Here is a 24,247-nt window from a genome sequence, read left to right as displayed (position 1 = left end):
CAATGGTTCAAATTTGAGACAAAAGGCGGGGTGACTGTGAGCGTCGATAAGTAGCCGGCAAACAGTGATGTAGCCTAAGTCCTAGACACGTGAGGAAGGGAGAGCACATGGCAGGCTTGGACACGCTACTCGCCCCGGGAGCTACGGCATTTCACGGCGAGGCACACGACTGGCAAGAAGCGATACGCTTAGCTGGGCAGTTACTCGAGGATGCCGGTGCGACCACCGCTGACTACACCGCGCAGATGGTACGCAGCGTGGAAGACAACGGTCCCTATATCGTGCTCGCGCCGGGATTCGCTCTAGCGCACGCGCGGCCCAGCGAGGCCGTGACACACTCCGCTCTCGCATGGCTCCGACTAGAGACGCCAGTACGTTTTGGCCACGCCAGCAACGACCCTGTGCATATCGTTGCCGCACTAGCCGCAACAGATTCCAGTGCCCACCTTGAGGCGATGAAGGACTTTGCCAAACTGCTACGCACCCGGCGTGAAGACCTAGACAGTGCCGATAGCGAGGAAAGCCTGCGAGCCATTTTGAATGGCGAGGCACACGATGCGCCTAAACCGGCTGGCACCACACCTGTGAGAACAGCTACAGAAGACACGAGACAGCACACCCCTAGCGCCGACTCCGTGCCTTCCAAAGGGAAGATCCTAACTGTGTGCGGTAACGGGCTGGGCACATCACTCTTCCTCAAAAACACCCTCGAGCAGGTGCTCGAAGAGTGGGGATGGGCACCCTATCTCACCGTCGAAGCCACAGACACCATCTCAGCCAAAGGCCGCGCCGGGGAGGCAGACTTCCTGCTCACCTCTGGCGCGATCGCGGCAACCCTCGGCGATGTGGGCGTGCCGGTATACGTGGTCGACGACTTCACATCCACGCAACAAGTAGACACCGCCCTACGCGAGCTCTACGACATCTAGCACTACGACAAGACATCACAAGGCGCGAAAAGGCATAACCGATGAGTTCAGTGACCCAAATAACTCTTGATGTAGCGAACTTCCTCGTCAACGAAATCCTGTCAGTGCCCGCATTCCTCATCGGCATTATCACCGCCGTGGGTTTGGCGGCGATGGGGCGCGGAATCGGCACCGTACTCGGCGGAGCGATCAAAGCCACTCTTGGCTTCCTCCTCATTGGAGCTGGCGCGGGGCTGGTTACCGCATCGCTCGAGCCACTCGGCACCATGATCGCTGGGGCCACAGGTGCACATGGCGTCGTACCTACCAATGAAGCGATCGTGGGAATCGCGCAGGACCAATTCGGCGGGCAAGTCGCGTGGATCATGATTCTTGGATTCGTTGTGAGCCTCCTGCTCGCGCGGTTTACTCCTATGCGGTATGTGTTCCTCACCGGGCATCACGTGCTGTTCATGGCCACATTGCTGGTAATGGTGCTTGCCCCGGCGGGGTATTCCCCGTGGGTGGTGGTGATTGCAGGTGCGTTGCTGTTGGGCATCGTCATGGTCTCCTTGCCGGCCATCGCACACCCATGGACCCGAAAGATCACCGGGGACGACTCGATTGCTATCGGCCACTTTGGCACCGCAGGCTATGTGCTTTCTGGATCCGTGGCCAAGGCCGTGGGCGGGAAGGGACGTAAGCAATCGCCTTCTACCGAAGAGCTCAATCTGCCTGAGGGACTGCGGTTCCTGCGCGACTCCATGGTGGCCACAGCACTCTCTATGGCGTTGATGTACGTGGTGCTTGCGGTTTTGTTCATCGCACGGGCCGGAACTGAAGAAGCCTATACCGCATTTCCTGATGGAGCGACGGGGGTGGGGAACTACCTCATGCAATCGCTCACCCAAGGCCTGCAGTTCGGCGTAGCAGTGGCCGTGATCCTCTTCGGTGTGCGGACCATTCTGGGTGAATTGGTGCCGGCATTCCAAGGAATCGCTGCCAAAGTTGTGCCCGGAGCCATCCCAGCGCTCGACGCACCCATCGTGTTCCCGTACGCCCAAAACGCCGTGCTGGTTGGGTTCATCTCCTCCTTCCTCGGCGGTTTGGTGGGACTCGGTGTTCTCTCTGCATGGCTCAACCCTGCTTTCGGGGCAGCGCTGATCCTGCCTGGACTCGTGCCGCACTTCTTTACCGGTGGTGCCGCCGGCGTCTACGGCAACGCCGTAGGCGGGCGTCGCGGTGCGGTCTGCGGTGCCTTCGCTAATGGTTTGCTTATCACCTTCCTGCCGGCGTTCCTCCTTGGGGTTCTCGGCGCCTTCGGGGAGGAGAACACCACCTTCGGCGATGCCGACTTCGGCTGGCTGGGACTGCTTCTGGGCTGGTCGTCCCGAGGAGGCGGAGCTCTGGGCTTGATGCTCATTGCGGTGCTTGGCGCTGCGCTATTTGGAATTGGATGGGTATGCCAGCGTCGGCTGGTGGACGGCCACTGGGATCCGGCGCCTGGACGCAACGCCGGTGGGGCAGTGGACTCGGCCGTTGGCGGTGCTAGCGGTCAGGAGCGTGCGTCTGGCGGTGATGCTCAGAATGAGGCCGCGGGTGGAGGAAACGGGAGGAAGTACCCGAAGATCTTGCCGCCCGAGGGCGCGCCGGTGCCGGTAAATCGAAAGAACGTTTCGGTAGATTGATGATGGGGTTCGAAGGCATGTAGCGCTGCTATGAGAACCGATAGTCGTTCCGAGGCTGTTATGCAGAAATCGTCTGCGGAAAGTGGGTTGTGTCCTAGCGATGGTCACGAGGTTCCCTCATCCTCACTGTTCTGGTGCGCCTTTGACGCCAAAGCACTGCCTCTTTGAATCCAATAGCCGCCTGTGTCGGAGTGTTCCATGAAAGCTTTCTTAGCCGAACGAGATCCTCAGTCTCCAGGCATACTTCAACGTCCAGCTACTGTGGCGGCCACTACCGTTCTTGCGCTATCGCTTACAGCATGTGGGAATGGTTCGCCTGCCAATGACATCGCGGACACCTCGGCCACTGCTGCTACGTCCACGCGCACCACCACGGTGACTTCAACGACGAACGCCGCACCGAACCCAGAGTCCACCGCTGCAGCTCCGAGCCAGAACTTCACCCCAGAAGGGCAGCCACCCCCTGCGAAGGAACGCCACCCGCTGCCCGAGGGCAAAGTGCGCTACCACAACAGTGCGGATTGGCAGTGGCTTTCTGATTCCACCACCGTGGTGCCGGGAGTAAAGGTGTACAACAAAGCCGCGGGCACCGAGTGTTCCGCGGGCTTTTTCGGGCGCGCTAAAGGCCGAGACTTCATGATCACCGCGGGGCACTGTGGCGATCAAGGAGATGACATCTACGGTCGCAACGAATACGGCGAGCAGGCGTTTCTCGGCAGGGTGGTGGAGTCTGAATTCACTCTTAACAAGAAAGACTGGGCTCTGGTGGACGTGTCCCGATCCGAGGCAGTCTGGCGTTCCACCCCGCCGTTTACAGCCTCCTTGGTGGGATATCTGACGGTCGATCAGATGGACGAGGTCCGCCCCCAGATCTGCCGCCTAGGGTGGCGTACTGGCCTTAGCTGCGGGGACTACCGCAAGGGGTTCAGTGAGCTTATGTTTGAAGCCCATGCGCCGGCCGACCATGGTGACTCCGGTGGCCCAGCGTTCGCGATCATTGAGGACAAGCTATATGCAGCCGGGTTTGTATCCTCGGGTAGCGATTATGAGCCCGATCGTGAGACCTTTGCATCGATCGCGCCTGTTCTTGAACACTTCGACATCACCCTCTACAGCTAGTATCACGGTGACTGATCCATGAATCGCGTTCTTCGTTGAACCCGTGGCGGGGATGTTGGTCTACGCCGACCTCGGATATAACGATGAGTCTGAGTTTCCACGCGAGCAGCGCTGGGTGATGAATGGTCACCCTATGGGGTGTGTGGCCCTCGATCTAAGGCGTTCCGTTAGCGAAATTCGCGAGGCGGCACTTCAGGCTCTCACGGTTATTCGCTAGCTTTCATCTCTGCTCTTGGTCGATCTATTTTTCCTGCGTGTGTACAAGTAGACAAAACCACAGAGCACCACAGCCGTGCCTATCTGGCAGTAGAAGATAGCCGGATCTCCAGATTCGTTGCCGAAAAAGGGCATAAACTCTAAGGCGGGAATGACACCGACGAGCAGTGCAACGATGCCGAAGACTATTTGGGTGGTACGTTCGGCTTGATACTGCCGCTCCTGTTTCTTGTGGAGTGCTTTATTCACCCGCTACCGGTAAAACACTGTGACCGCAGCGAAAGTGGTTCGTCTTTTCCTGTAGAGACAACCACCCAGTGAGCCACAGCAGCCCCTAGGCGGCGGGCGAGGTGCGAGGTGTGGGGTGGGCGCCATTATTTATGGCTGCTCCACGACGCTGCCACGAGGCTCTCAGTCCCTAGTTCTGTCTCGGCCCAGCGTGAGCGGGCTGCACTGTGCTGGTCCTCGGGGTGGGAAGGGGCGTCGATAAGCGCGAAACAGGAAGGTAAAAAAACTCGTGTGGTGATTTTCCCGGGCAGACCGGTGCGGAGATATTAGAATCAATCTCTGCATTATTATCGTGACCTGAAAGATTTGTGCATGTCGATTATGATGACCGCCGAGTTTCATTATGCGCTCGACGCGATCCGCGCGGGGAAAAATGTACTCATTAGCGGAAAACCCGGAAGCGGTAAATCCACGCTGCTCAGCCTCTATCTCGAGCACCTCGAGCCTTCCACCAATGCGGGAGCAGACTTCGTTCCCACGGTGATGGTGACTGCGCCGACGAACGTGGCCGCACACAGGGTGCATGGCTACACCATCCATAAGGTCTTTGGGTTCCGGCCGAATATAGGGCCCGAGGATGTTGCTCCTGGTGGGGCATGGAACCCCTCGCAAGCGGTACAGGACACGCTGCGCGCCATCGACGTGCTGGTCGTGGATGAGATCTCCATGGTGCGGGCCGATCACTTTGACATGATGGACCGAGCGCTGCGCCTCGTGCGGGAGAACAAGCAACCCTTTGGTGGCGTGCAGTTGGTGCTCGTGGGGGATGAGCTACAGCTGCCGCCTGTTGTCCGAGCAAATGAACGGGAGGGTTTTCTTGAGCGCTGGGCCACCCCGTATTTCTTCTCCGCAGTGGTGTATCCGGCGCTGCAACTGGAGCGGATCACCCTGAGCAAAGTCTGGCGCCACACCGACGCAACTTTTGTGGAGATCCTCAACCAGATGCGCGAAGGATCTGCGGGCCCACGGGTGCTGGCCGCGCTGAACACCCTCGTGGATCATGACGCGGGGGATACGGGGGAGTGGGTGACGCTGAGCTCCTATAGCCGCCGAGTAAACAAGATCAATAAACAGCAGCTTAAGAAGCTAGAGGGGCAGCTTCTCGTCTCCCGCGCGCACTACGAGGGCAACGCCAGAGAAAACTCGTTCAATGGCGTAGAAGAGCTACGGTATGGCCGTGGCATGCGGGTCCGGGTGCTCATCGACGATCCGGAGGGGCGTTTTTACAACGGTAGTTTCGGCACCGTCACCCATGCCACGCAGACAACGATTACGGTGCGTCTTGATCACTCGGAAGAGACCGTGGAGTTTCAGCGCCATCGCTGGGAGGTGACGCGACCGGCGGTGAAGGATGGCCGGCTGTGCGCGGAATCGACGGGCAGTGTCACGCAATTCCCGCTCGTGGCGGGCTGGGCAATGACCGTGTATCAGGCACAGGGGACAACCATTCCTCGTTGCGTCATAGACGTCCACGAGAATATGGGCACCAACGGGCAGTTGTATGCGGCGCTGTCGCGGGCAGTGGACATGGAGCATCTGCGCTTTAGCAGCGCAGTGACTCCACAGCACCTGCAGGCCAGCAACGCGGTGATGCGGCGCGTGCGACGAGACATCAGCCCCCGCATCGATCCTGAACGCCTTGTGTTCATCGCCTTCGACGGGGTGAGCCTGGGTATTACCGATCGCATCGCCCGCATGCACGTGGTGATCGCGAAAAAGGGCAAGATCGTGGCGGACTTCGGGAGCTGGATCAACCCCAACTGCGATCTCGGGGAGTTCGGCAGCCGCATGAACGTGCCGCCACGCGGGCTCGCCCTAGCCCCCGATCTCAGCGACTTCTGGCCGCTGCTGCTACGCCAAGCCGCAGGTGGGCTAGTGGTCGGAGACCGCCTAGCTGTACTTGAGCGGGTCATACGCCATCAAGAGCGCGGTCTCGCCGTCAACCTCGGCGTGGGCTACGACTGCGCCGACTTGGGTATCACGCTCGAAAAAACCAGCCTGCGCGATCGCTGCCTGGAGATGTACGAGCACCACAAGCGCAAGGGCATGGCCATCGAACGCGGTGTGCTTGTACCTCCAGCCAACCCGCACACCGAAGGCGCGGTGTACCAGCCGGTCTGGGCCGAGCAGCAGCCGATGAAACTCGACCAGGACCACGCCACCGATTCCGATAACGCCTGGGCCAGCTGCTTCGGCGGCACCACCAAGGCGAAGGATGCCAAAGAGGTGGTAGAAACCGCCGAGCTGCTTTCTGCATGGGCGATCTCGCGCGGGGTGTGGGACTATGCCCTTCGCCGAGAAGTCCTCGATCGAACCCGCCCGAATACCCGCGCGAAGATCGAGCTGCCCGAGGTAGATCCACGCACCGTCGACCTCGACAGCGTGCTCGTTCCCGGCACCCGGGTGGCGTTTAGCGGCTGCGGCTACAACAGCGAGGATGAGCGCACCGACAGCGACTTCGAGAAACTCTGCACAGCCCATGATCTCGAGCACCGCTGGGGCGTATCCCGCAAAAAGTGCGACGTTCTCATCGTCGGCGACCCTAGCTCCACCTCCCGCAAAGCCAAGCGCGCCCGCGAGTTTGGTCTCCCGATCATTGATCTCGCGGCTTTCGATAGCTGGTGCGACAACACTACTCAAGCGCCCAGTGAGGCGACTGGGGCTGACGTTCCCACGCAGAAAGAAGCCGAGAACGAGACCAGTGCGTACGAGCCTGCATGGGATGGCGACTGTGACGAGGAGTGGGACGCTGCTGCGCTCAGCGAGATGGCCGCGGCGGAGACAGAGCCAGCCACCAGTGCCGACGATGCGAATACGGACGATGATCCCGCCACCCGTAGCGAGAACGCAGGAGAAGCAGCCGCCCCAGATACGGTGCGGCAGCGGGTCCTCAGCCCGCAGGAAGCAGCAGAGCTGCTTGATAGTGGGGCACGTGTGGCGTTTCGCGGCTCCACCTACGTTCATGGAGAACTCCGGCCACACGGGGCTGTGCTCGATGAGCTATGTCTGCTGCTCGGTTTGGAATATAAACAAGCCGTGTCCAAAACCCGCTGCGACGCGCTCGTGAGCGATGACCTTGATTCGGACGACGGCAAAAACTCCCTCGCCCTGCGCTATGGCACACCGCTCATCCTCGCCAGAGACTTCACCGCATGGGCGGAGAAGAAACTCGATGATGAGCCAGAGCTGATCGATAACGTCGAGGATCTCGACGACGACACATTCCTAGACGCCCTTGCCCGCGGCGAGCTCGTTCACTCGTGGGAGGACAGCGCCCCAGAGTTCACCTACGCCACCACAGCGTGGGACTTCGCCCCGGCATGGGACGCCCTCTCGGAGGCAGAAGACGCATCCGAGGAGGAGACCACCCAGGGTCAGGGCACTCACTTCCAGGCCGAACCCGATACGCCGTGGGGAAGCGAGGAAGCACTCCGCGAGGACCCAGCTAGCGCGGACTGGACAGCTGAGAATGCGATGTCTGAGGGGTCGATGTCTGAGCGCATGGACCTTGGCGGTGTCGTACCTAGTGGCGACGCCTCTAGCTCCTCGATGCGCAGCAGCTTCAACAGCGCCACGTCGTTGAGCGGCGAGCAGACCAGCGACACCGATAATGATGACGCCATGGTTGGCAGCCACGGCGGCGCCGACACCCCCGAGGGCAAAGAACCCTTCGCTGCGATGCTCGCCAGACTCCAAGCGGAGAACAACCCCAGCGACACCACGCCTCGATCGCGGTCGCGCCGGGCTGTCTCCGATGAAGAGGACGAGACGCATCAGCCGGCCGAGGCGGAGGGAGACGATAGTCAGTGGACCGCGAAACCCTTCGCTGACACGCTGCGAATGCAGCCCGATACGCACCTGGCCGAGGACAATGATGATGAGGACTCGGACTGGGATGAGTCGGAGGACGAAGCAGCCACTCCTGATAGCGAGGACGACGAGCACGGGCGAGACGCCGACGCCGATGAGGATGCAGATCGGAACGAGTGGAACGCCGGCGGATTCGACAAGGAAGACGATAAAGACGATGGCGACGACGCCGTCGTGGAGGGGAAAGAGAAAAAGAAACAAGCGCCCGAGAAGGACGGTGACGACGAGCCGTACGAGAAGAAGCCAGCCCAGGCCCACGCCGCAGCTATCCCTGAAGAGCAGCAGCGCGCAGCGGACCCCAACGAAACCACGCTCCAACGGCGACAGCGCAAACACAAGTCTGCGTTGAAGCGGATGCGGGTGACGCTGAAGTGGGGGATCGCCATAATGTTCATTGGAGTGGCTGCAGCTACGTTTGAATGGACTCGAGTGCTGGATATTGCCGCTGTCATCTTGATGCTGCTGATTTTCCTTTTCGCTCTGTTCACCCTCCAATGGATCATCCGTTTGTGCGCGCTGGGTGCCGCGAAACTCAGCGCCGATGACTCCACAGAGAAGGCGACATCCCCGCCCGCAGAGAAAGACAACTCCCAAGGACAGTGGGAGAGTGGCGGCGCCTAAGCGCAGCGGCAGGCAGGGGTGAACCCCGCCGTTGCGGCGCTGGGAGGACGGGTCTTATACTCGGAGCTAACAGCAGAGCACGTACCACCGCCCTGCTGGAACTAAAAAACACCCCCACGGTGTTGCAGCACTGTGAGGGTGCCGGGTACATGACCCTAGGTGAAGATCGCCACGGCGAGCTTCACGATAGCGGTCAAGAAGCGTAGAACCTCGGTAGCCAGCGTCAGTTTCTTAGACCGGCTGGCACCGGGGTTTTCTTCGTCTCGACCGGGCGTGCGTTCAGGCGTTGAAGCCAATAGCACCTCCTTTCTCTCGCTGTGATCCTCTCGCCAAGCAGTGCTGCGCGAGGTACTCACGATCGCGCGCGGGTACACCGCGCAGCGACGAAAGAAGCCGTCCCCGTGAGAGGACGGAGCCGAGTGCGATTCTAGCGTGGCCACCACTACGTGCGCCCCAGCCGGCCCGGCGCCTGCTCGCTCACGACATCGAGCGGCTCATGCCAGAATGGCGTACATGGTCACTCAGAACAGCACCGCGCTTCAGGCGCTGCGCGGGCGTATTCCGGTGGGGGAGTATGCCTTTCCCGGCCCTCTGAGAGATCAGTTGGTGGCGGCGATTATGGATGGCCGGAAAACGACCACCACGGGCCTTGTGGTGGAGTACGAGCACGAGGGCATAGATCCGCTGCAGTTGCTCGGCGGCTATGAGCTGGTAGTTGATAGCGCGGATGAGCCGGTGTGTGTCACCCGTACCACCTCGGTACGGGTAGTGCCGCTGCACCAGGTGGATCTGCAGCACTGCCGCGATGAAGGGGAGGGCTATGACAGTGTGGCCGAGTGGGAGCACGCCCACCGCGAGTTCTGGGAATCGGAGGAATTCCGCGCAGACCTAGGGGCTGCGGGAGTATCGCTTGACGCGCACACCCCGGTAGTGCTGCTGCGTTTCGAGGTGATCGACCCAGAGGACGTTCTCATCTAGCGGCGCATAACGGGGGTGATCTCGCTTAGCCGGCGCTCGTCGGGCACACTGGCAGCTATGTGGTTTGATTCGTGGTTTCCCATTATCCGAGCGCTCGCCGTGGGCACGGCCAGCTATGTCACCTTGCTGTTTTTCCTGCGCATAGCAGGGGCGCGCTCGCTGGCGAAGCTCAACGCCTTTGACTTCCTTGTGACCGTGGCCATCGGCTCGATCCTCTCGACTGCGATGGTGACGAAGGATCTCAGCTACGCCACCGGCATTGTGGCTATCGCCATTTTGCTTACGCTGCAATACGTCGTGGCCAAAGTCATCCGTCACTCCACGGCGCTGCGCGAGATCGTCACCGCCGACGCGATTGTGGTGGTGCGCGACGGGGTGATGCTCGATGCGGGCATGAAGAAGGCGCGTGTGGGCACGGCCGATATCTACCAGGCGGCGCGCTCGGCTGGCCGCGGTGATCTCAGCCAGATCGCGGCGATGATCGTGGAAACCGATGGCACGATCTCCGTGATCACCACCGATGCTGTGGGCTCTGGTGAGGCGCTCACCGCCATGGATGCGTGGAAATAGCAGCGCGTCACGGCGTTCAGCGGCACCCACTGGTGCCTTTAAGTGCCACTAAGCGTCGCTAAGCGACTCAGGCGCCGAGCTTGCGCACGGAGTTGATCATGGGGATCTGGGCGGGCACGCGGGCGAAGGCGAGTGCTTTGAGCAGCGGCTTTTTATTCCGCCAGTCCCAGGCCATCTTCATATTCGCCGGCCACACCGCTGCCAGGAATACAGCAGCGGCCGGAGCCACCAGCTTGTTCTGATAGGGGCGCAGGCTGGGTGCGAGAGTGGTGGCGGCAATAGCGCCGGCGAGTGCCAACTCGGCGACGCCGCTGGCGTAGGTCCACTGGCGCTTGGTGCCAGGCACAGCTTCAGGCACGATGGCATCGAAGTTGTGCGGGTGCACAAAGTGCAGGGTTCCGGCGAGACCAAACACGCTCGCCCACACGCCAGAACGCAGCGGCGAGTTCGGCATGGAGTCGGAGGAACAGCGGCACGGGAGATTCTTAAAACAGCTCACGTCTACCTAGTCTAGGCCGTGCATGTCCGCGTTCAGCGACATGATGCCGCCCGCGAGCCACCGCGAGTCACCACACCACCACCTAGGAGGTGCTGGTGGACCAGGTGTGCACCGGCTCCCCGGATTTCTGGTTGCGGAGATAGGCCTTGAGCATCTGGGTGATGGCCGCACGCCGCACCGGCGAATCCGGGGTGTTGAGGGAGTCGCTATGCGTCTCGACGGCGGTGCGCGAGCGTGTGCCCTCGGCCATGATGGTCGCGGCTGCATCGTCGAGGGCGGCCAGCTGCCACGTGGCACCATTCTGGCGGGTGCGGGCGCGCCCTTCGATAATGCCGAGGTAGCGGTCGATCAGTGCGGGGTCGACGTGCAGGTTCTTCAGACCCTGTTCGGCCTGGGGGAGCAGATGCTCGGTGACTAGCTCGGAGACGTGGATGGTGCCGAGGGTGGGCCAGGTCATGTTGGCGTGGAGGCCATTGCGGGCGCCGGCGAAGAAGTTGCGTTCGGCATCCTCGAAGGTCAGGCGCGACCACACGGGGCGGGTCTGATCGGCGAGGAACTTCACCATGCCGTAGTAGAAGGCGGCATCGGCCACGATATCGGCCACCGTGGGCCCGGCCGGCAAGAGGCGGTTTTCCACGCGGATGTGTGCCAGCTCGGTATTGGGATCGTAGATGGGCCTGTTCCAGCGCCAAATGGTGCCATTTTGCATGCTCAGGTAGTGCAGCCCGGGTTTGCCATCGGTCACCACGGGGGTGCCGGCCTCGAGGCGGTCCTCGGGCAGCAGCGGTGAAAAGTAGCGCACATTCTCCTCGAAGAGGTCGAAGGCGCTGGTAATCCAGCGTTCGCCAAACCAGACACGGGGGCGCACACCCTGATGAATCAGCTCCGGGGTGCGGGTGTCGATGGACTGCTCAAACACGGGGATACGGGACTCGTGCCAGAGCTTGTGGCCCGCGAAAAGCGGGGAGTTGGCGCTGAGCGCGGTCTGCACCCCGGCAATGGCTTGGGAGGCATTCCAGGCATCGGCAAAGCGATCCGGCGCCACCTGCAGATGCAGCTGGATGGAGGTGCAGGTGGATTCGGGGGCGATGTCCTCGAATTCCTCGTTATAGGACTCTTGGCGCTCCAGCTCGATGCGGACGAGCTCGCCGCGGGATTCCACGATGCTATTGGACAGCGCCTTATAGCGATTCTCGGGGGTCATCCAGGAAGGCCCGCGCAGAAAATCGGTGCTCACGCTCGGCAGGGTGCCGACCATCGCCACCTCTGCGCCGGCGGTGGCCGCGGCCTTACGCACGGTTTCGAGCCGCTCAGTGAGCCCATCGGCCAGCTGCTGCAGCCCCGTGCCCGCGATGGACAGCGGCGGATGATTCAGCTCGACGTTATAGGCCCCGATCTCGGACTGGTACTCATCGGAGAGCTCGGCGAGCACCGCGTCATTGCACAGCGTCGGCTGCATCTTCTCATCGACGAGGTTGAGCTCGAGCTCCAGCCCGATGGTGCCTTCGTTGATGAACTCCGCGTCTTGGAGGTGGCGGTCAAACACCTCCAGATCATCCATGAGGCGTTGGCGATAGCGCGTGCGCTGTCGCGGCGTGTAGGTCTCATTACTTACTGCATCACCCATGCTGCCCCATCATAGTTATAGTTTTTTGAATCTATCGGCCAGCTGCGCCGCCGCCGCTTATCGACGCTTCTCTGGCCCCAGCAGCCCCACAGCCCTAGGGCACCGCTCGGTGGAGCGATTAGCAGGTTCACTCAGAAAATGTGGCGTTTCCCCCACAATGTGGGTACTGGTTAGCTCTGTCACCTGTAAAGGGTACGGGGGTGACGATATATCGGGCTCTACGCTGCGGATTCTTCTGTGACCTGCAGTGATGATCGGGCTACCCCACGCTATGTACGTATCTGCATAAAGCTGTAAAGAACGCCTATTCAGCGCTCATTGTGGTTAATACTCTCAGGTCTAAGACACCGCTCCCACGCTTGACGTGCGAAGATGCGCCGATAGTTGATGGGCGTCTTCGGTTCTCAACACGGGATAGGGTCGGCCCGCCGGCTACCCGCATTGTGAGGGGGAGTGTGTCGAAAAAACAACGGTGCATACACCTGCTGATCTCCTAAGGCGGTGGGTATCGCGCCGTATCACCGTCCACTGCGAGTTGTAGAGGCGAGACATACATCATGAAAACTAGGCGAATCACACCCCCGCTCTACGGCCGGAAGCGCCGTGTTGCCATCCGCTCTGCCATTGTGTTGGTGCTTGTTGCACCGCTTTTGGTGGCAGCCGCATGGATGTGGTCCATGTGGGATCCCTCGCACTTCCTCGATGACGTGCAGATCGCCCTAGTCAATGAGGACGAAGGCACCACTCAGGATGGGCAGCAGGTGAACTTTGGCGACGACATTGAAAAGGGGCTGGTGGAGACCAGCTACCTCAATGTGGATTCGATCTCGGCAGAGGCGGCCAGCACGGGGATGAAAGAAAGCGTCTATGTGGCCACCATCTCCATTCCGCGTGATTTCTCGAAACAGGTGGCCACGGTGATTGATGATCAACCCCACCAGGCCGAGGTGGTGATCTCCTATAACGATCACTACGGCACCAATACGCCGCTGCTGACCGCGGGGCTGATCCCCGGCATCCAAGCCGGTATCCAGGCCGGCATCACCGAGGGCTATTCCAGCGAGATCCTCGCGGGCATGAACCAGCTCGGCGATGGCCTCAATGAGGCCGCCGATGGCGCGGTGCAGCTCGATGATGGTGCCGCCATGCTCAAAGATGGCACCGAGCAGGGTATCGATGGCGCCCATCAGCTCAAGGACGGCACCGCCCAGGTGCGCGATGGCGCCGCCCAACTCGATGATGGCATGGCCCAGCTGCTCGATGGCACGGGCCAGCTCGGCGCTGGTGCGGCCCAGATTGATGCCGGCGTGGGCCAGCTGACCGATAAGCTCATCCCGCTGGCACGCCAGGCCGGTGCGGCCGCCGAGCAGCTACGGCCCATGATCTCGGTGCTGCATACCGTGCAGCTGCACAAGGAGGCCGCGAAGCTCGAGGAGATCGTCGCCGGGCTGGACAATAACAACCCCGAGGGGCTCGCCAATCAGCTGCAGCTGCTGAAAAACGGCACGGCGGAGATGAGCTATAACCTGAATAATCCCCAGGCCCCGTATCTTTCCGGTGTGCTGCAACTCAAGGACGGCACGGGGCAACTGCGCTCCGGCTCGGTGGAGCTCGACGATGGCATGGGGCAGATGCTCGATGGCACCTATCAGCTTGACGACGGCGTCCGCCAGCTCAAAGACGGCACCGGCCAGCTGCGCACCGGCCTGGTCGATGGCGCCGCACAGGCGCCTACGATCAGCAATATCGCGGCCTCCTCGCAGCAGATGGCGGTGCCCGTGGTGTACTCCCAGGACTACCGCAACCCCGTCCAGGAGCTGCAGGACCTCAACGATCCCACCTCCAAGCAGCTCTCCGGTGGCGTGACCTTCATCCTCATCTTGGTCTTCGGCATCCTCATGATGGTGCTGGTGAGTATGCTCGCCCCGCATATTCTGGGCCGCCATTCGGAGCGCCGCCCGCTCTGGCAGGTGCTCAGTGGCTTCGGACTGGTCGCGGCGGCGAATACTGCGCTGCTCTTCCTGCTCACCTGGTTGGGCACGCTGCTCGGCTTTAGCGTGCAGCACCGCGCCGCCTTCGCCCTCGGTCTGGTGATCCTCGCTGTCAATGGCACCGCATTCTTCCAGCTGCTGCGCATCGCCTTCGGCCGGCTCATCGGTGGCACCTTGGCGCTCGGATTCTTCGCCTACGGCGTCTTCAGCTTCGGTGGCGTCTGGCCCATTCAGCTCACGCCGAAGCCGCTGCGCCTGCTGCACGATATTCACCCCATGACCTATGCGCGCAACCTCTTCATCGGTGGCGTGGAAGGCGATACGGGGGCGATGTATCTCAGCGCCGCGTTCCTGCTGCTGGTCATGACGGTGCTCTGCCTGATCATCTCCGTTCTCATCCTCCGCTACCGGCAGCGCCCGGCCGTGATGGAGGTCGAGGAGGATACAGAGCCCGAGCTTGTCGACGCCCGCTAAAGCGGTACCCAGACGCCCCGTAGCATCGGCTACGGGGCGGATGTGTCTTCGCTATAGCAGCAGGGGTGTGTGGCCTGCGAGAAGGCGTCGATAAGCGTAAAAAACACCCCTCCCTGTGCAACCACGGGGAGGGGTGAATCGGTGTTTAAGGGGTGGGGATGAGGTAGAAGCCGGCGTTGCGGGCAACCGAGTAGGTGATGGGCAGCAAATCGAAGCGGTCGCCATCGGCGTAGACAGGCATATTCGGCATCTCGATGCGGATCTCCTCCGCACGATACTGGTGCACGCCCTCGACGCTGCGGATATTGCCGGTGTAGATGCGCGGGAACTTCTTCGCCACGTTGTAGCGGTTCATCCTTCCCAATACCGTGAGATCCAGCAGGCCATCGCTGTGGAGGGCATCGGGGCAGATCTTCATGCCGCCGCCATAGGAGCGGGTATTGCCCACGGCGGCAAGAGTGATCGGCTCGTCGATCTCCAGCGTGCCGTCGAGGTAGATCTTCGACGGAATGGAATGGAAGTGGAGGAATTCGAGCAGAATCGCAACCACATAGCGGGCCGAGCCCTTGGGCCAGGAGATGGTATTGGTGCGCTCGGTGACGATCGAGTCGAAGCCTTGGGTCACGCAGGTGCCAAAGAAGCGCTCGCGGCCGCTATCGGTGCGCATCACGCCGAGATCGGTGCGCAGGCACACCCCGCGGGCGATGAGCTCGGCGGCTTTCTCCGGGTCCAGCGGCAGCCCGTATTCGCGGGCGTGATCATTACCCGTGCCCGCTGGAATGATACCCAGCGGCACATCGGTGGTCGCCTGGGCCTGCAGGGCGAGATTGATCAGCCCATCGCCGCCGCAGACCACCAGCGCATCCACCCCAGAGGCCACGGCCTCCTGGGCCAGCTCGGCCGAGGCGGCGGGAGTAGCGCCCGAGATGCTCACCACATCGATGCCGAGCTCGTTGAAGCGACGCTCCGCGATGGCGCTTTTCGCCTTTGCCACGCCCTTGCCGGCGGCAGGATTGGTTAGGAGCGCTACCCGGGAAATCTCTCGTTGGTAGATCGCGATCTCATTCATGGCAGCAGCTTTCCTGGGTTTAAGATGCCGGCCGGATCGAGGTGGCTCTTGATCGCGCGCAGCACGCCAAGGCCCATCTCGCCGACTTCCTTGTCCATGAAGCCCGCGTGATCCTTGCCCACCGCATGGTGGTGGGTGATGGTGCCGCCATGATCGGTGATGGCCTGCAGGATTGCGCGCTTGGCGGTGCCCCACTGTTGGAGCGGCTGATCGTTCTGTGCACCAAGGATGGTGAAATACAGCGAGCAGCCATTGGCGTAGACGTGGGAGACGTGGCAGAGCACAAGCGCCACTGAATCGCCATCGCCGAGGGAGGCGGTGACAGCGGCCGTGACGGCCTTCTTCAGGGCCGGCACATTGCTCCACGTGGTGGCCGTTTCGAAGGTTTCGCAGAGCACGCCGGCATCGAGCAGGGCATCACGCAGCACAGGCGCGCCAAAGCGGCCCTTCTCCCACTTGCGCACGGGGGCTTCTCCGACGGAGGTAGCACCCATCGATAGCAAGAGGTTGCGGGTCTCCTCATGGCGGGAGGCCACATGCTCGCGGGTGCCCTCGTACATGGTCAGGCACAGGCAGCCGTGCGGGGCGGCGGCATCGGACTCGCCGATCGCGTCGGTGGAGGTGAGGTTGGTGGCGGATTCGATCTCATCGGAGAGGCGAATCACGGTGGGGCCGGTGCCCTGTTGTTCCACCGCGCGCACCCCGGCGACGCCGTGGGCGAAGTCATCGAAGACGAAGGCCTCGTACGCCTTGGTCTCGGGGATGGGGTGCACCTTCAGCCGCACCTTGGTGATCACGCCGAAGGCGCCCTCGGAGCCGAGGAAGATCTCCTTGATGTCCGGGCCGGCGGCCGAGGCCGGGGCCGCATCACCGACGGTGGTGATGCCGGTGGGGGTGACGACCTCCATCGAGGCCACCATCTCATCGAAGCGGCCATAGCCGGCAGAGTTTTGCCCCGAGGAGCGGGTGGCGGCGAAACCGCCAATGGTGGCGTAGGGGAAGGACTGCGGGAAGTGTCCGAGCTGCAGGCCATGCTCGGCTAGGGCGATCTCGGCGTGGGGGCCGGACATGCCCGCGCCCAGGGTGGCCTCGCCGCTGATGGGATCCACATCCTCGATGGCGTCGAAGCGCGCCAGATCGAGGCTGAGCACGGCATCGAAGTCACCGCGCAGCGGAGAGACGCCGCCGACCACGGAGGTGCCGCCGCCGAAGGGAACCACGGCCACGCGCTCGTTCGTGCACCACTGCAGGATCGCCAGCACCTCGTCGTTGCTGGCCGGAGCGATCACGGCATCGGGGACATCGATCACGGCATCCTCGCGCCAATCGAGGAGGTCAAAGTAGGACTTGCCGCGGGCCCGCGGGATGCGCTGCTCGCGATCCTGGGTGACATAGCCGGCGCCGACGATCGCGGCCAGCTGCTCGATCTGGGCCTCGCTCAGCGCGGACTCGGTGATCTTCACATCCGGCTGGGCGGGGGCTGGTCGGGGAGTGGTGGAACCGACAACCTTGCTCACCAGCGACTGCAGGTTCGCGCTGAGAGGCTTGGCTTCCTGTTCAGTACCCCAGATGGAAAAGGACATGGGGGGAGTGGGCAGAGTGTTCATATCGCTCACGCTACAAGCGCGTTCGGGGGCCCGAAAGAGGGTGTAGCAGCCAAAAGGCGTCGTAGAGCGGGGTGTGTAAAGTTCACCCCTGCATGCAGGGAGGCCGCCTGAACTGCGGCGATGGGCTGGCCGGAGGTGAGCGGCTAAAAGATGTAAAGCGGGAGTTGTTGACACCCCCGTAGCTGCGTCGGCGAGAATGAAGCCATGGGGATCGATATTGACCAAGCGATTATGCAGGCCGCCCGCGAGCTCGTGCTCGAGGCGGGCATTCGCGGTACCACCATGTCCGCAGTGGCCCGCGGGGCCAAGATTTCGCGCCCCACGCTCTATGCGCGCTTCTCCGGCAAGGACGCTGTGATCAGCAAGCTGCTCACCCACGAATTGATCGAGGTCACGATGTCGCTGCAGCGGCAGCCCGCCACCGGCCCGCAGATGGTGGAGGCCTTGCTGGATGCGGCCCGCATGGTGGCCGTGCACCCCGTGATCACCATCATCGTGGAGGAGCAGCCCGAGCTGCTGGGAACCTACTTCTTCCGGCGGCTCGGCGAGTCACAGATCAGGATCATCGCCATCCTCGAGCAGGTGATCGAGCGCGTGCAGCAGCAGGCGCCCGAGACCATCTGCCAGCGCAATGCGCACGCCCTAGCCACCATGTGCTGCTCGATTCTGCAGCACTCCGCATTAAGCTCCCGCATCTTCGCGCCGATTCTTCGCGCGCACCAGCCCAGCAGCACCTGGGACCAAGAATTGAGAATCATCCTAGAAGGGTACGTACTGCCATGAACACTGCCTTAAACGCAGCTCGTCGTGCGGAGGATATTGCCTATCTCGAGGACAACCCCGCAGATATTGATCTCGTGGTTATCGGCGGTGGCATCACCGGCGCCGGTATCGCGCTCGATGCCGCCACCCGCGGCCTGAACACCGTGCTGCTCGAGCGGCGCGACCTCGGTTTCGGCACATCCCGCTGGTCCTCCAAGCTGGCCCACGGGGGCCTGCGCTATCTGGCCAAGTTCGAGATCGGCATTGCGCTGCACTCCGCCAAGGAGCGCGGCCTGCTCATGGAGCACAACGCCCCGCACCTGGTGCGGGCACTGCCGCAGGTGGCCCTGCTGGGCGCAGACACCAACCTGGTACAAAAGGCGGCCATGCGCCTGGGCTTTATCGCCGGCGATATGCTGCGCATCGCGGCCGGCACCAGCTCCGCGGTGCTGCCGCGCTCCCGCTACGCCTCCAAGAAAGAAACCCTCAAGCTGTGTCCCACCGCATCGCAGGAGAAACTCCGCGGCTCGTGGGTGAACTATGACGGGCAGATGATCGATGACGCCCGCATCGTCACCGCCGTAGCCCGCACCGCCGCCGGCGAAGGCGCGCGCATTATCACCCAGGCCGAGGTGGTGCAGGCCCACGGCACCGGAGTGACCGTGCGCGATGTGCTCGATCGCTCCGAGTTCAGCATCTCCGCCCGCGCGGTGGTCAATGCCACCGGGGTATGGGCTGGGGCAGTGGATCCGGAGATCACCATCCGCCCTTCCCGCGGCACCCACATCGTGGTGGACGCTGCCACCCTCGGCAACCCCACCGGCGCGCTCACCGTGCCGCTGCCTGGGTCCATCTCTCGCTACGTGTTCCTGCTGCCGCAACAATTCGGCCGCGTCTACATTGGCCTGACCGACGAGGACACCCCCGGTCCGATTCCAGATGTGCCGCCCACCCCGGAGGAGGATATCGAGTTCATTCTCCACGCCATCAACCGCGGCCTGGGTACCGCGCTCACCCGCGAGGACGTCATCGGCGCCTTCACTGGGCTGCGCCCACTCATCGACGCCGGCGGGGATGGCAACACCGCGGATCTCTCCCGCCGCCACAGCACCATCGAGGCCCCCACCGGGCTGATCTCGATCGTCGGCGGCAAATACACTGAGTTCCGCCTCATGGCCGAGGAAGCCATCGATGAGATCCTGCGCCGCAAGGGCCTGCGTGCCGGCCCCTGCCGCACCCACACCCTGCCCTATGTGGGCGCTCCCACCCATCCCGATATGCTGCGGGTCACCGCGGCCGAGCTGGAGGGCCTGCCCGCCTCGCTGGTGGAGCGCTATGGCTATGAGGCCCCCACGGTGGTGGCGGCGGCCCCGATCGAGCGCCCGCTGGACCGGGTGGCCGGGCTGGATATCACCCGCGCCGAGATCGCCTTCGCCCTCACCCACGAAGGGGCGCTAACGGTGGAGGATATCCTCGACCGCCGCACCCGCATCGGCCTCGTGGAACGTGACCGCGAGGCAGCCTATGAAGAAGTGAGCAGCATTGTTGAGGCAGTGCATGCAGGACAAGAAAAGGACTAAACCATGACCCTGTCTCAACGCGTGACCCGCCTGAGCACCCACGGCATCGCCCGCTTGCTCTCCTGGGCCCAGGTGAATAAGCCCGGGCTGGTGGCCAAGGCCATCCAGCTGGCGATTGCCCGCTCCCACTCTACGAAGAAGGCGGCGGCGCATCAGCCCACCCCGCGCTCTGCGGGCCTTGCGGCCGCAGCCCAGGCGGCGGGGGTGCCCGAGCCGGTGCACTTCGAGCGCACCAGCGGCATCGCGGCCGCCTCCGCCATCGCCGCCATCACACCCGCCCAGGGCGAACAGCTCGCGCACAGCTGCTAGCCGCACCTTATATATACGGTCGAGACACCACGGCCCGTCCCGCTCTCCCTGCGAGAAAGCTGGGGCGGGCCGCGTGGCGTTGTCGGCGGCAGCGGCGTCTGCGCCCGGCGCGGCGGATGGCTGCTGGAACCAGGGCGGCGTCGATAAGCGTGCGAGCCCCGCGCACTATGCCCGCTGCGAGTGGCGCGGTGCTTATAGTGGGGGAGTTAATTCTGATCTATCCCCGTGAACGTCCAAGGAGACTCTGCCACCATGACCATTCGAGAGGTTCGTTTATTCGGCGATCCCGTGCTGCGCAGTCGCGCCGATGAGATCACCACCTTCGATAGCGCGCTGCGCACCCTGGCCGAGGACATGCTCGAGACCATGGAGGAACACCACGGGGTGGGCTTGGCGGCGAATCAGGTGGGGATTCTGCAGCGCATCTTTGTCTACGATTGCTCCCACGAGACGGAGGGCGCCCGCGGGGTCGTCATTAATCCGCAGTGGGAGGCCCTCGATGAGGACACCGAATTAGGTAATGAAGGCTGCCTCTCCATTCCGGGGGTGCATAAGGACGTCGAGCGCGCCGCCCGTATCCGCTGCACCGGGCAGGATCTCGAGGGTAAGGAGATCAGCTTCGAGGCCACGGGGCTGCTCGCACGCTGTGTGCAGCACGAAACCGATCACCTCGACGGCGTGCTCTTCCTCTCCCGCCTCAGCCCCGCGCTGCGCAAGGAGGCCATGGCCGAGATCCGCGCCTCCGAGTGGTTCTAGCAGCGGCATCGTTTCCCGCTGCACTATGCTTATCGACGCATCACTGCCCATCTTCGCGAGCTTGTCAAAGGACATCCCCTCACCCCATGCGCCTAGTATTTGCCGGCACCCCCGAACCCGCCGTCGTGGCCCTCAGCAGGCTGCTTGACTCCGACCACGAGGTCGTTGCCGTGATCACTCAGCCGGACGCCCGGCGCGGTCGCGGCAAGAAACTCAGCCCCTCGCCCGTTGCGGCCCTCGCCGAAAAACGCGGCATCGAGGTGCTCAAACCCGCCACGTTGAAGTCCGATAGTGAGGATGGTGCGGCTGTGCGCCAGCGCCTCGCTGAGCTGGCACCGGATTGTATTCCGGTGGTGGCCTATGGCCAGCTCATCCCCGCCGATATGCTCGAGTCGGCCCCGCACGGCTGGGTGAATCTGCACTTTTCGGTGTTGCCGGCCTGGCGTGGCGCGGCCCCGGTGCAATCCGCGATTCTGCACGGTGACGACATCACCGGCGCCTCCACTTTCCGTATTGAAGAAGGCTTGGATACCGGCCCGGTGCTCGGCACCCTCACTCAGCGCATCGGCCCGCGCGATAATGCCGATGATCTGCTCACCACCCTCGCCTATGCCGGGGCGGAGCTGCTCGTCGCCACCATGGATGGCCTGGAGTCCGGCGCTATCGAGGCGCGGGCCCAGCAGGGCGAGCCGAGCTATGCGCCGAAGATCAGCACCCAGGACGCCAAGCTGGATCTCAGCCAGCCGGCGATCGCCGTCGACCGCGCCATTCGCGCCTTCACCCCGGCGCCGGGTGCCTGGGTGCTCGATGCGGCCGAGAAGCGAGTCAAGATTGGTGCTGCCCGTATCGCCGAGGAATCCGATGCTGCGCCCACTCTGGCGCCGGGGGCGGTAGAGCTGAGCAAAAAGGCCGTATTCCTCGGCACCGGCACCACGCCGCTAGTGGTGGAGAAAGTGCAGCTACCGGGCAAGAAAATGATGGAGGCCACCGCGTGGGCGCGCGGGGTGCAGGCAGCAGACGCAGAAGGGATGCAGTGGCGATGAGTAACAGTGGTGGATTCCGTTCCCGTGCGAAGAAAGGGTCGCGTTCGACGAAGCGGGGTGCTGACCGCGGCGAGCAGCGGGGCGGTCGGGGCGAGCGCCGTGAGCGCGGCTCAGTGATCTCGCACTCCCGCGATGCCGGGCGCGGGCGTGAGCACCAGCGCCGCCGCGGCGGCCAGCAGACATCTGGCGGGCTTAGTCCCCGCCAGCAGGTGAAGAGCCTGCGGGACAATGAGGTGGATCTGGCGCGCATCGTGGCGCTGCAGACACTCATGGCGGTGCGCCGCGATCAGGCCTATGCCAATCTGCTGCTGCCGAACCTGCTGCGCGAGCAGAAGCTCTCCGGCCGCGACGCCGCCTTTGCCACCGAGCTGGCCTATGGCAGCCTCCGGGCCCGCGGTGTGCTGGACGCTATCGTCTCCCGCGCCGCTGCACGGCCGCTCAAAGACATCACCCCCGAATTGCTCGCCGTCCTGGAATTGGGCACCTATCAGCTGCTTTATACCCGCGTGGAACCCCATGCGGCGATCGATACCTCGGTGCGCATGGCCCGCGGCTTGGGCCATGAGCGCGCCACCGGTTTCATCAACGGCACCCTGCGCACCATCAGCCGCTCCAGTCTCGAGCAGTGGCTGGATGATGCCGGGCCGAACATGGGTATCGCCCGCACCGCCTTCCGCGCCCAGCACCCCACGTGGATCGCTCGCTCCTTTGCGGCGGCGCTGGGGCTGGATGCCGAGGGCCAAGCCACGGAACTCGAGGAGGCCTTGGCGGCCAACTCGGAGCGGCCCACCGTGCACCTGGTGGCCAAGCCGGGGCTGATGAGTGCTGAGGAATTGGCCTTGATCAGCGGCGGCGAGGAGGGCGCCTATAGCCCTTATGCCGTCTACCTGCCCGGGGGTGACCCGGCCGAGTGCCCGCCGGTGCAGGAGAAGCTGGCCGCCGTGCAGGACGAGGGCAGCCAGCTCATTGGCCGCGCCCTTACCGAGGCCCCGCTGCTGGGCGAGGATAGCGGTCGCTGGCTGGATCTGTGCGCCGGCCCCGGCGGCAAGGCGGCCCTGATTGCCGCGATTGCCGGTATCGATGGCGCCGCCGTGGACGCGGTGGAGCCGACCCCGCACCGCGCGAAGCTGGTGCGCACCGCCACCGAGGGGCTGCCGGTCACTGTCCATGAAGCCGATGGCCGCTCCCCGGGGCTACGCTCTGGCTATGACCGCATCCTCGTCGACGCCCCCTGCTCCGGGCTGGGCTCTTTACGACGCCGCCCCGAAGCCCGCTGGACCAAATCGGAGAGCGATATCGCCGAGCTCACCGCCCTGCAATCGGAGCTGCTGGATTCTGCCGCTCACTTGGTCCGGGATGGGGGAGTGATCCTCTATTCCACCTGCTCTCCGGATCTGCGCGAAACCCGAGAGATCGTGGATAAGACGCTGCGGGAGCACCCGGAGCTGGAAGAGCTGGATGTACGGCCCCTGCTGGCGCCCATGGAGCAGGTGGGCGAGTACCTCTCGGCACACATGTGGCCGCACCGTCATGGCACCGACGCGATGTTCTGCGCGGTGCTGCGCAAAAAGAGTGTGTCCTAAGCGTGTCGTATGATCGAGGCATGAGTACCCCGATCATCGCCCCCTCGATTCTTGCCGCCGATTTCACCGCCCTCGGTGCGGAGATTGATCGCGTGGCCAACGCCGATTGGCTGCACGTGGACATCATGGATGGCCACTTCGTGCCCAACCTCTCCTTCGGTCCCGGTGTGACCGCCAATGTCAACGATCACACCGATACCCACCTCGATGTGCACTTGATGATCGAGCGCCCCGAGGCCTGGATCGACACCTACGTCAAGGCCGGCGCCGACTGCATTATTTTCCACGTCGAGGCAGTGGACGATCCCGTGGCCGTGGCCCGCCAGATTCGGGCCCACGGGGTCAAGGCTGGATTCTCCCTGCGGCCTGGCACTCCCATTGAACCGCTGCTCAGCGAGCTCGAGCACTTCGATCTCGTGCTGGTGATGAGCGTGGAGCCCGGCTTCGGCGGCCAGTCCTTCATGCCGGAGCAGCTGGAGAAGGTGCGCGCCCTGCGGGCGGAGATCGACTCCCGCGGTTTATCCACTCTCATCGAGATCGATGGCGGTATCGGCGCCGGCACCATCGAGCAGGCCGCGGCCGCAGGCTGCGATGCCTTCGTGGCCGGCTCCGCTGTCTTTGGCGCGGAGGATCCCGGAGCAGAGGTGGATCGGCTCCGCGAGCTGGCCGCTGGCGCCCGCTAAACCACC

General features: G+C 63.2%; 20 protein-coding genes. 14 read left to right on the top strand and 6 right to left on the bottom strand.

The annotated features are described in order from the left end of the window. Positions 1-107: 107 nt before the first annotated feature. The 3 genes from KR227_RS00860 (at position 108) to KR227_RS00850 (ending at position 3,715) form a co-directional block, all read left to right on the top strand. Positions 108-929, top strand: coding sequence for a PTS sugar transporter subunit IIA (locus KR227_RS00860; RefSeq protein ID WP_218363317.1), 822 nt, complete (start codon positions 108-110; stop codon positions 927-929). A 41-nt stretch (positions 930-970) separates the two neighbouring features. Beyond that, entirely contained in the window at positions 971-2,596 is a 1,626-nt protein-coding gene (locus tag KR227_RS00855; protein WP_218363316.1) for a PTS ascorbate transporter subunit IIC, read from the top strand. Between the two features lie 375 nt (positions 2,597-2,971). Further along, positions 2,972-3,715, top strand: coding sequence for a S1 family peptidase (locus KR227_RS00850; RefSeq protein WP_218363315.1), 744 nt, complete (start codon positions 2,972-2,974; stop codon positions 3,713-3,715). Positions 3,716-3,928: 213 nt separating this feature from the next. Here the strand turns inward: KR227_RS00850 and KR227_RS00845 are convergent, their stop codons facing one another. Then, entirely contained in the window at positions 3,929-4,180 is a 252-nt protein-coding gene (locus tag KR227_RS00845) for a hypothetical protein (RefSeq protein ID WP_218363314.1), read from the bottom strand. A 351-nt stretch (positions 4,181-4,531) separates the two neighbouring features. Between KR227_RS00845 and KR227_RS00840 the strand changes: the two genes are divergently transcribed. Further along, positions 4,532-8,710, top strand: coding sequence for an AAA family ATPase (locus KR227_RS00840; protein ID WP_218363313.1), 4,179 nt, complete (start codon positions 4,532-4,534; stop codon positions 8,708-8,710). A 155-nt stretch (positions 8,711-8,865) separates the two neighbouring features. Here the strand turns inward: KR227_RS00840 and KR227_RS00835 are convergent, their stop codons facing one another. Further along, positions 8,866-9,006 carry a hypothetical protein gene (locus KR227_RS00835; RefSeq protein ID WP_218363312.1) on the bottom strand — a complete coding sequence of 47 codons (141 nt, stop codon included), beginning with the start codon at positions 9,004-9,006 and terminating at the stop codon, positions 8,866-8,868. 217 nt (positions 9,007-9,223) lie between these two features. Between KR227_RS00835 and KR227_RS00830 the strand changes: the two genes are divergently transcribed. Together KR227_RS00830 and KR227_RS00825 are read left to right on the top strand one after the other, a co-directional pair. Next, the gene (locus KR227_RS00830) at positions 9,224-9,688 is read left to right on the top strand and encodes an ASCH domain-containing protein (RefSeq protein ID WP_255549000.1); all 465 of its coding nucleotides are present in this window, start codon (positions 9,224-9,226) and stop codon (positions 9,686-9,688) included. A gap of 57 nt (positions 9,689-9,745) precedes the next feature. Further along, entirely contained in the window at positions 9,746-10,258 is a 513-nt protein-coding gene (locus KR227_RS00825; RefSeq protein WP_218363310.1) for a DUF421 domain-containing protein, read from the top strand. A 67-nt stretch (positions 10,259-10,325) separates the two neighbouring features. On the opposite strand, the gene KR227_RS00820 is transcribed toward KR227_RS00825, so the two are convergent. Together KR227_RS00820 and KR227_RS00815 are read right to left on the bottom strand one after the other, a co-directional pair. Then, entirely contained in the window at positions 10,326-10,757 is a 432-nt protein-coding gene (locus KR227_RS00820; RefSeq protein ID WP_370625115.1) for a hypothetical protein, read from the bottom strand. Positions 10,758-10,839: 82 nt separating this feature from the next. Then, entirely contained in the window at positions 10,840-12,384 is a 1,545-nt protein-coding gene (locus KR227_RS00815; RefSeq protein WP_218363309.1) for a glutamate-cysteine ligase family protein, read from the bottom strand. 557 nt (positions 12,385-12,941) lie between these two features. Between KR227_RS00815 and KR227_RS00810 the strand changes: the two genes are divergently transcribed. Then, complete coding sequence (locus tag KR227_RS00810; protein ID WP_218363308.1) at positions 12,942-14,849, top strand: YhgE/Pip family protein; 1,908 nt, start codon at positions 12,942-12,944, stop codon at positions 14,847-14,849. A gap of 145 nt (positions 14,850-14,994) precedes the next feature. Here the strand turns inward: KR227_RS00810 and KR227_RS00805 are convergent, their stop codons facing one another. After that, positions 14,995-15,918: a diacylglycerol kinase gene (locus KR227_RS00805; RefSeq protein WP_218363307.1), complete on the bottom strand. Its 924-nt coding sequence runs from the start codon at positions 15,916-15,918 to the stop codon at positions 14,995-14,997. After that, positions 15,915-17,501 carry an FAD-binding oxidoreductase gene (locus KR227_RS00800; RefSeq protein WP_218363655.1) on the bottom strand — a complete coding sequence of 529 codons (1,587 nt, stop codon included), beginning with the start codon at positions 17,499-17,501 and terminating at the stop codon, positions 15,915-15,917. The genes KR227_RS00805 and KR227_RS00800 overlap by 4 nt, the downstream gene beginning before the upstream one ends. Positions 17,502-17,729: 228 nt before the next feature. Here KR227_RS00800 and KR227_RS00795 point away from each other — a divergent pair, with 228 nt between their 5' ends. The 7 genes from KR227_RS00795 to rpe all read left to right on the top strand — a co-directional run bounded on the left by KR227_RS00795 (position 17,730) and on the right by rpe (position 24,241). Next, positions 17,730-18,308: a TetR/AcrR family transcriptional regulator gene (locus tag KR227_RS00795; protein ID WP_218363306.1), complete on the top strand. Its 579-nt coding sequence runs from the start codon at positions 17,730-17,732 to the stop codon at positions 18,306-18,308. Continuing rightward, on the top strand, positions 18,305-19,867 hold the full coding sequence (locus KR227_RS00790) for a glycerol-3-phosphate dehydrogenase/oxidase (protein ID WP_218363305.1): 1,563 nt from the start codon (positions 18,305-18,307) through the stop codon (positions 19,865-19,867). The genes KR227_RS00795 and KR227_RS00790 overlap by 4 nt, the downstream gene beginning before the upstream one ends. A gap of 3 nt (positions 19,868-19,870) precedes the next feature. Further along, the gene (locus KR227_RS00785; RefSeq protein WP_218363304.1) at positions 19,871-20,176 is read left to right on the top strand and encodes a hypothetical protein; all 306 of its coding nucleotides are present in this window, start codon (positions 19,871-19,873) and stop codon (positions 20,174-20,176) included. A 252-nt stretch (positions 20,177-20,428) separates the two neighbouring features. Further along, entirely contained in the window at positions 20,429-20,932 is a 504-nt protein-coding gene (gene def / locus KR227_RS00780) for a peptide deformylase (protein WP_218363303.1), read from the top strand. Positions 20,933-21,018: 86 nt separating this feature from the next. Then, positions 21,019-21,975, top strand: a complete 957-nt coding sequence (fmt, locus tag KR227_RS00775; RefSeq protein ID WP_218363302.1) for a methionyl-tRNA formyltransferase — start codon at positions 21,019-21,021, stop codon at positions 21,973-21,975. Next, the gene (locus KR227_RS00770; RefSeq protein WP_218363301.1) at positions 21,972-23,558 is read left to right on the top strand and encodes an RsmB/NOP family class I SAM-dependent RNA methyltransferase; all 1,587 of its coding nucleotides are present in this window, start codon (positions 21,972-21,974) and stop codon (positions 23,556-23,558) included. The genes fmt and KR227_RS00770 overlap by 4 nt, the downstream gene beginning before the upstream one ends. A gap of 20 nt (positions 23,559-23,578) precedes the next feature. Further along, positions 23,579-24,241 carry a ribulose-phosphate 3-epimerase gene (gene rpe / locus KR227_RS00765; protein ID WP_151528718.1) on the top strand — a complete coding sequence of 221 codons (663 nt, stop codon included), beginning with the start codon at positions 23,579-23,581 and terminating at the stop codon, positions 24,239-24,241. The last annotated feature ends 6 nt before the right edge of the window (positions 24,242-24,247 follow it).

Origin of the sequence: Corynebacterium sp. TAE3-ERU30 (genome assembly GCF_019209925.1) — a bacterium.
In the GTDB taxonomy this organism is placed as follows: domain Bacteria; phylum Actinomycetota; class Actinomycetes; order Mycobacteriales; family Mycobacteriaceae; genus Corynebacterium; species Corynebacterium megadyptis.
This window is presented reverse-complemented; position numbering and strand designations above follow the sequence as displayed.

What these genes read in the sequence shown, in the direction of transcription:
- KR227_RS00860 (WP_218363317.1), top strand. Translation starts at nt 108, where the DNA reads ATGGCAGGCTTGGACACGCTACTCGCCCCGGGAGCTACGGCATTTCAC.
- KR227_RS00855 (WP_218363316.1), top strand. Translation starts at nt 971, where the DNA reads ATGAGTTCAGTGACCCAAATAACTCTTGATGTAGCGAACTTCCTCGTC.
- KR227_RS00840 (WP_218363313.1), top strand. Translation starts at nt 4,532, where the DNA reads ATGTCGATTATGATGACCGCCGAGTTTCATTATGCGCTCGACGCGATC.
- KR227_RS00830 (WP_255549000.1), top strand. Translation starts at nt 9,224, where the DNA reads ATGGTCACTCAGAACAGCACCGCGCTTCAGGCGCTGCGCGGGCGTATT.
- KR227_RS00825 (WP_218363310.1), top strand. Translation starts at nt 9,746, where the DNA reads ATGTGGTTTGATTCGTGGTTTCCCATTATCCGAGCGCTCGCCGTGGGC.
- KR227_RS00815 (WP_218363309.1), bottom strand. Translation starts at nt 12,384, where the DNA reads ATGGGTGATGCAGTAAGTAATGAGACCTACACGCCGCGACAGCGCACG.
- KR227_RS00810 (WP_218363308.1), top strand. Translation starts at nt 12,942, where the DNA reads ATGAAAACTAGGCGAATCACACCCCCGCTCTACGGCCGGAAGCGCCGT.
- KR227_RS00805 (WP_218363307.1), bottom strand. Translation starts at nt 15,918, where the DNA reads ATGAATGAGATCGCGATCTACCAACGAGAGATTTCCCGGGTAGCGCTC.
- KR227_RS00800 (WP_218363655.1), bottom strand. Translation starts at nt 17,501, where the DNA reads ATGTCCTTTTCCATCTGGGGTACTGAACAGGAAGCCAAGCCTCTCAGC.
- KR227_RS00795 (WP_218363306.1), top strand. Translation starts at nt 17,730, where the DNA reads ATGGGGATCGATATTGACCAAGCGATTATGCAGGCCGCCCGCGAGCTC.
- KR227_RS00790 (WP_218363305.1), top strand. Translation starts at nt 18,305, where the DNA reads ATGAACACTGCCTTAAACGCAGCTCGTCGTGCGGAGGATATTGCCTAT.
- KR227_RS00785 (WP_218363304.1), top strand. Translation starts at nt 19,871, where the DNA reads ATGACCCTGTCTCAACGCGTGACCCGCCTGAGCACCCACGGCATCGCC.
- def (WP_218363303.1), top strand. Translation starts at nt 20,429, where the DNA reads ATGACCATTCGAGAGGTTCGTTTATTCGGCGATCCCGTGCTGCGCAGT.
- fmt (WP_218363302.1), top strand. Translation starts at nt 21,019, where the DNA reads ATGCGCCTAGTATTTGCCGGCACCCCCGAACCCGCCGTCGTGGCCCTC.
- KR227_RS00770 (WP_218363301.1), top strand. Translation starts at nt 21,972, where the DNA reads ATGAGTAACAGTGGTGGATTCCGTTCCCGTGCGAAGAAAGGGTCGCGT.
- rpe (WP_151528718.1), top strand. Translation starts at nt 23,579, where the DNA reads ATGAGTACCCCGATCATCGCCCCCTCGATTCTTGCCGCCGATTTCACC.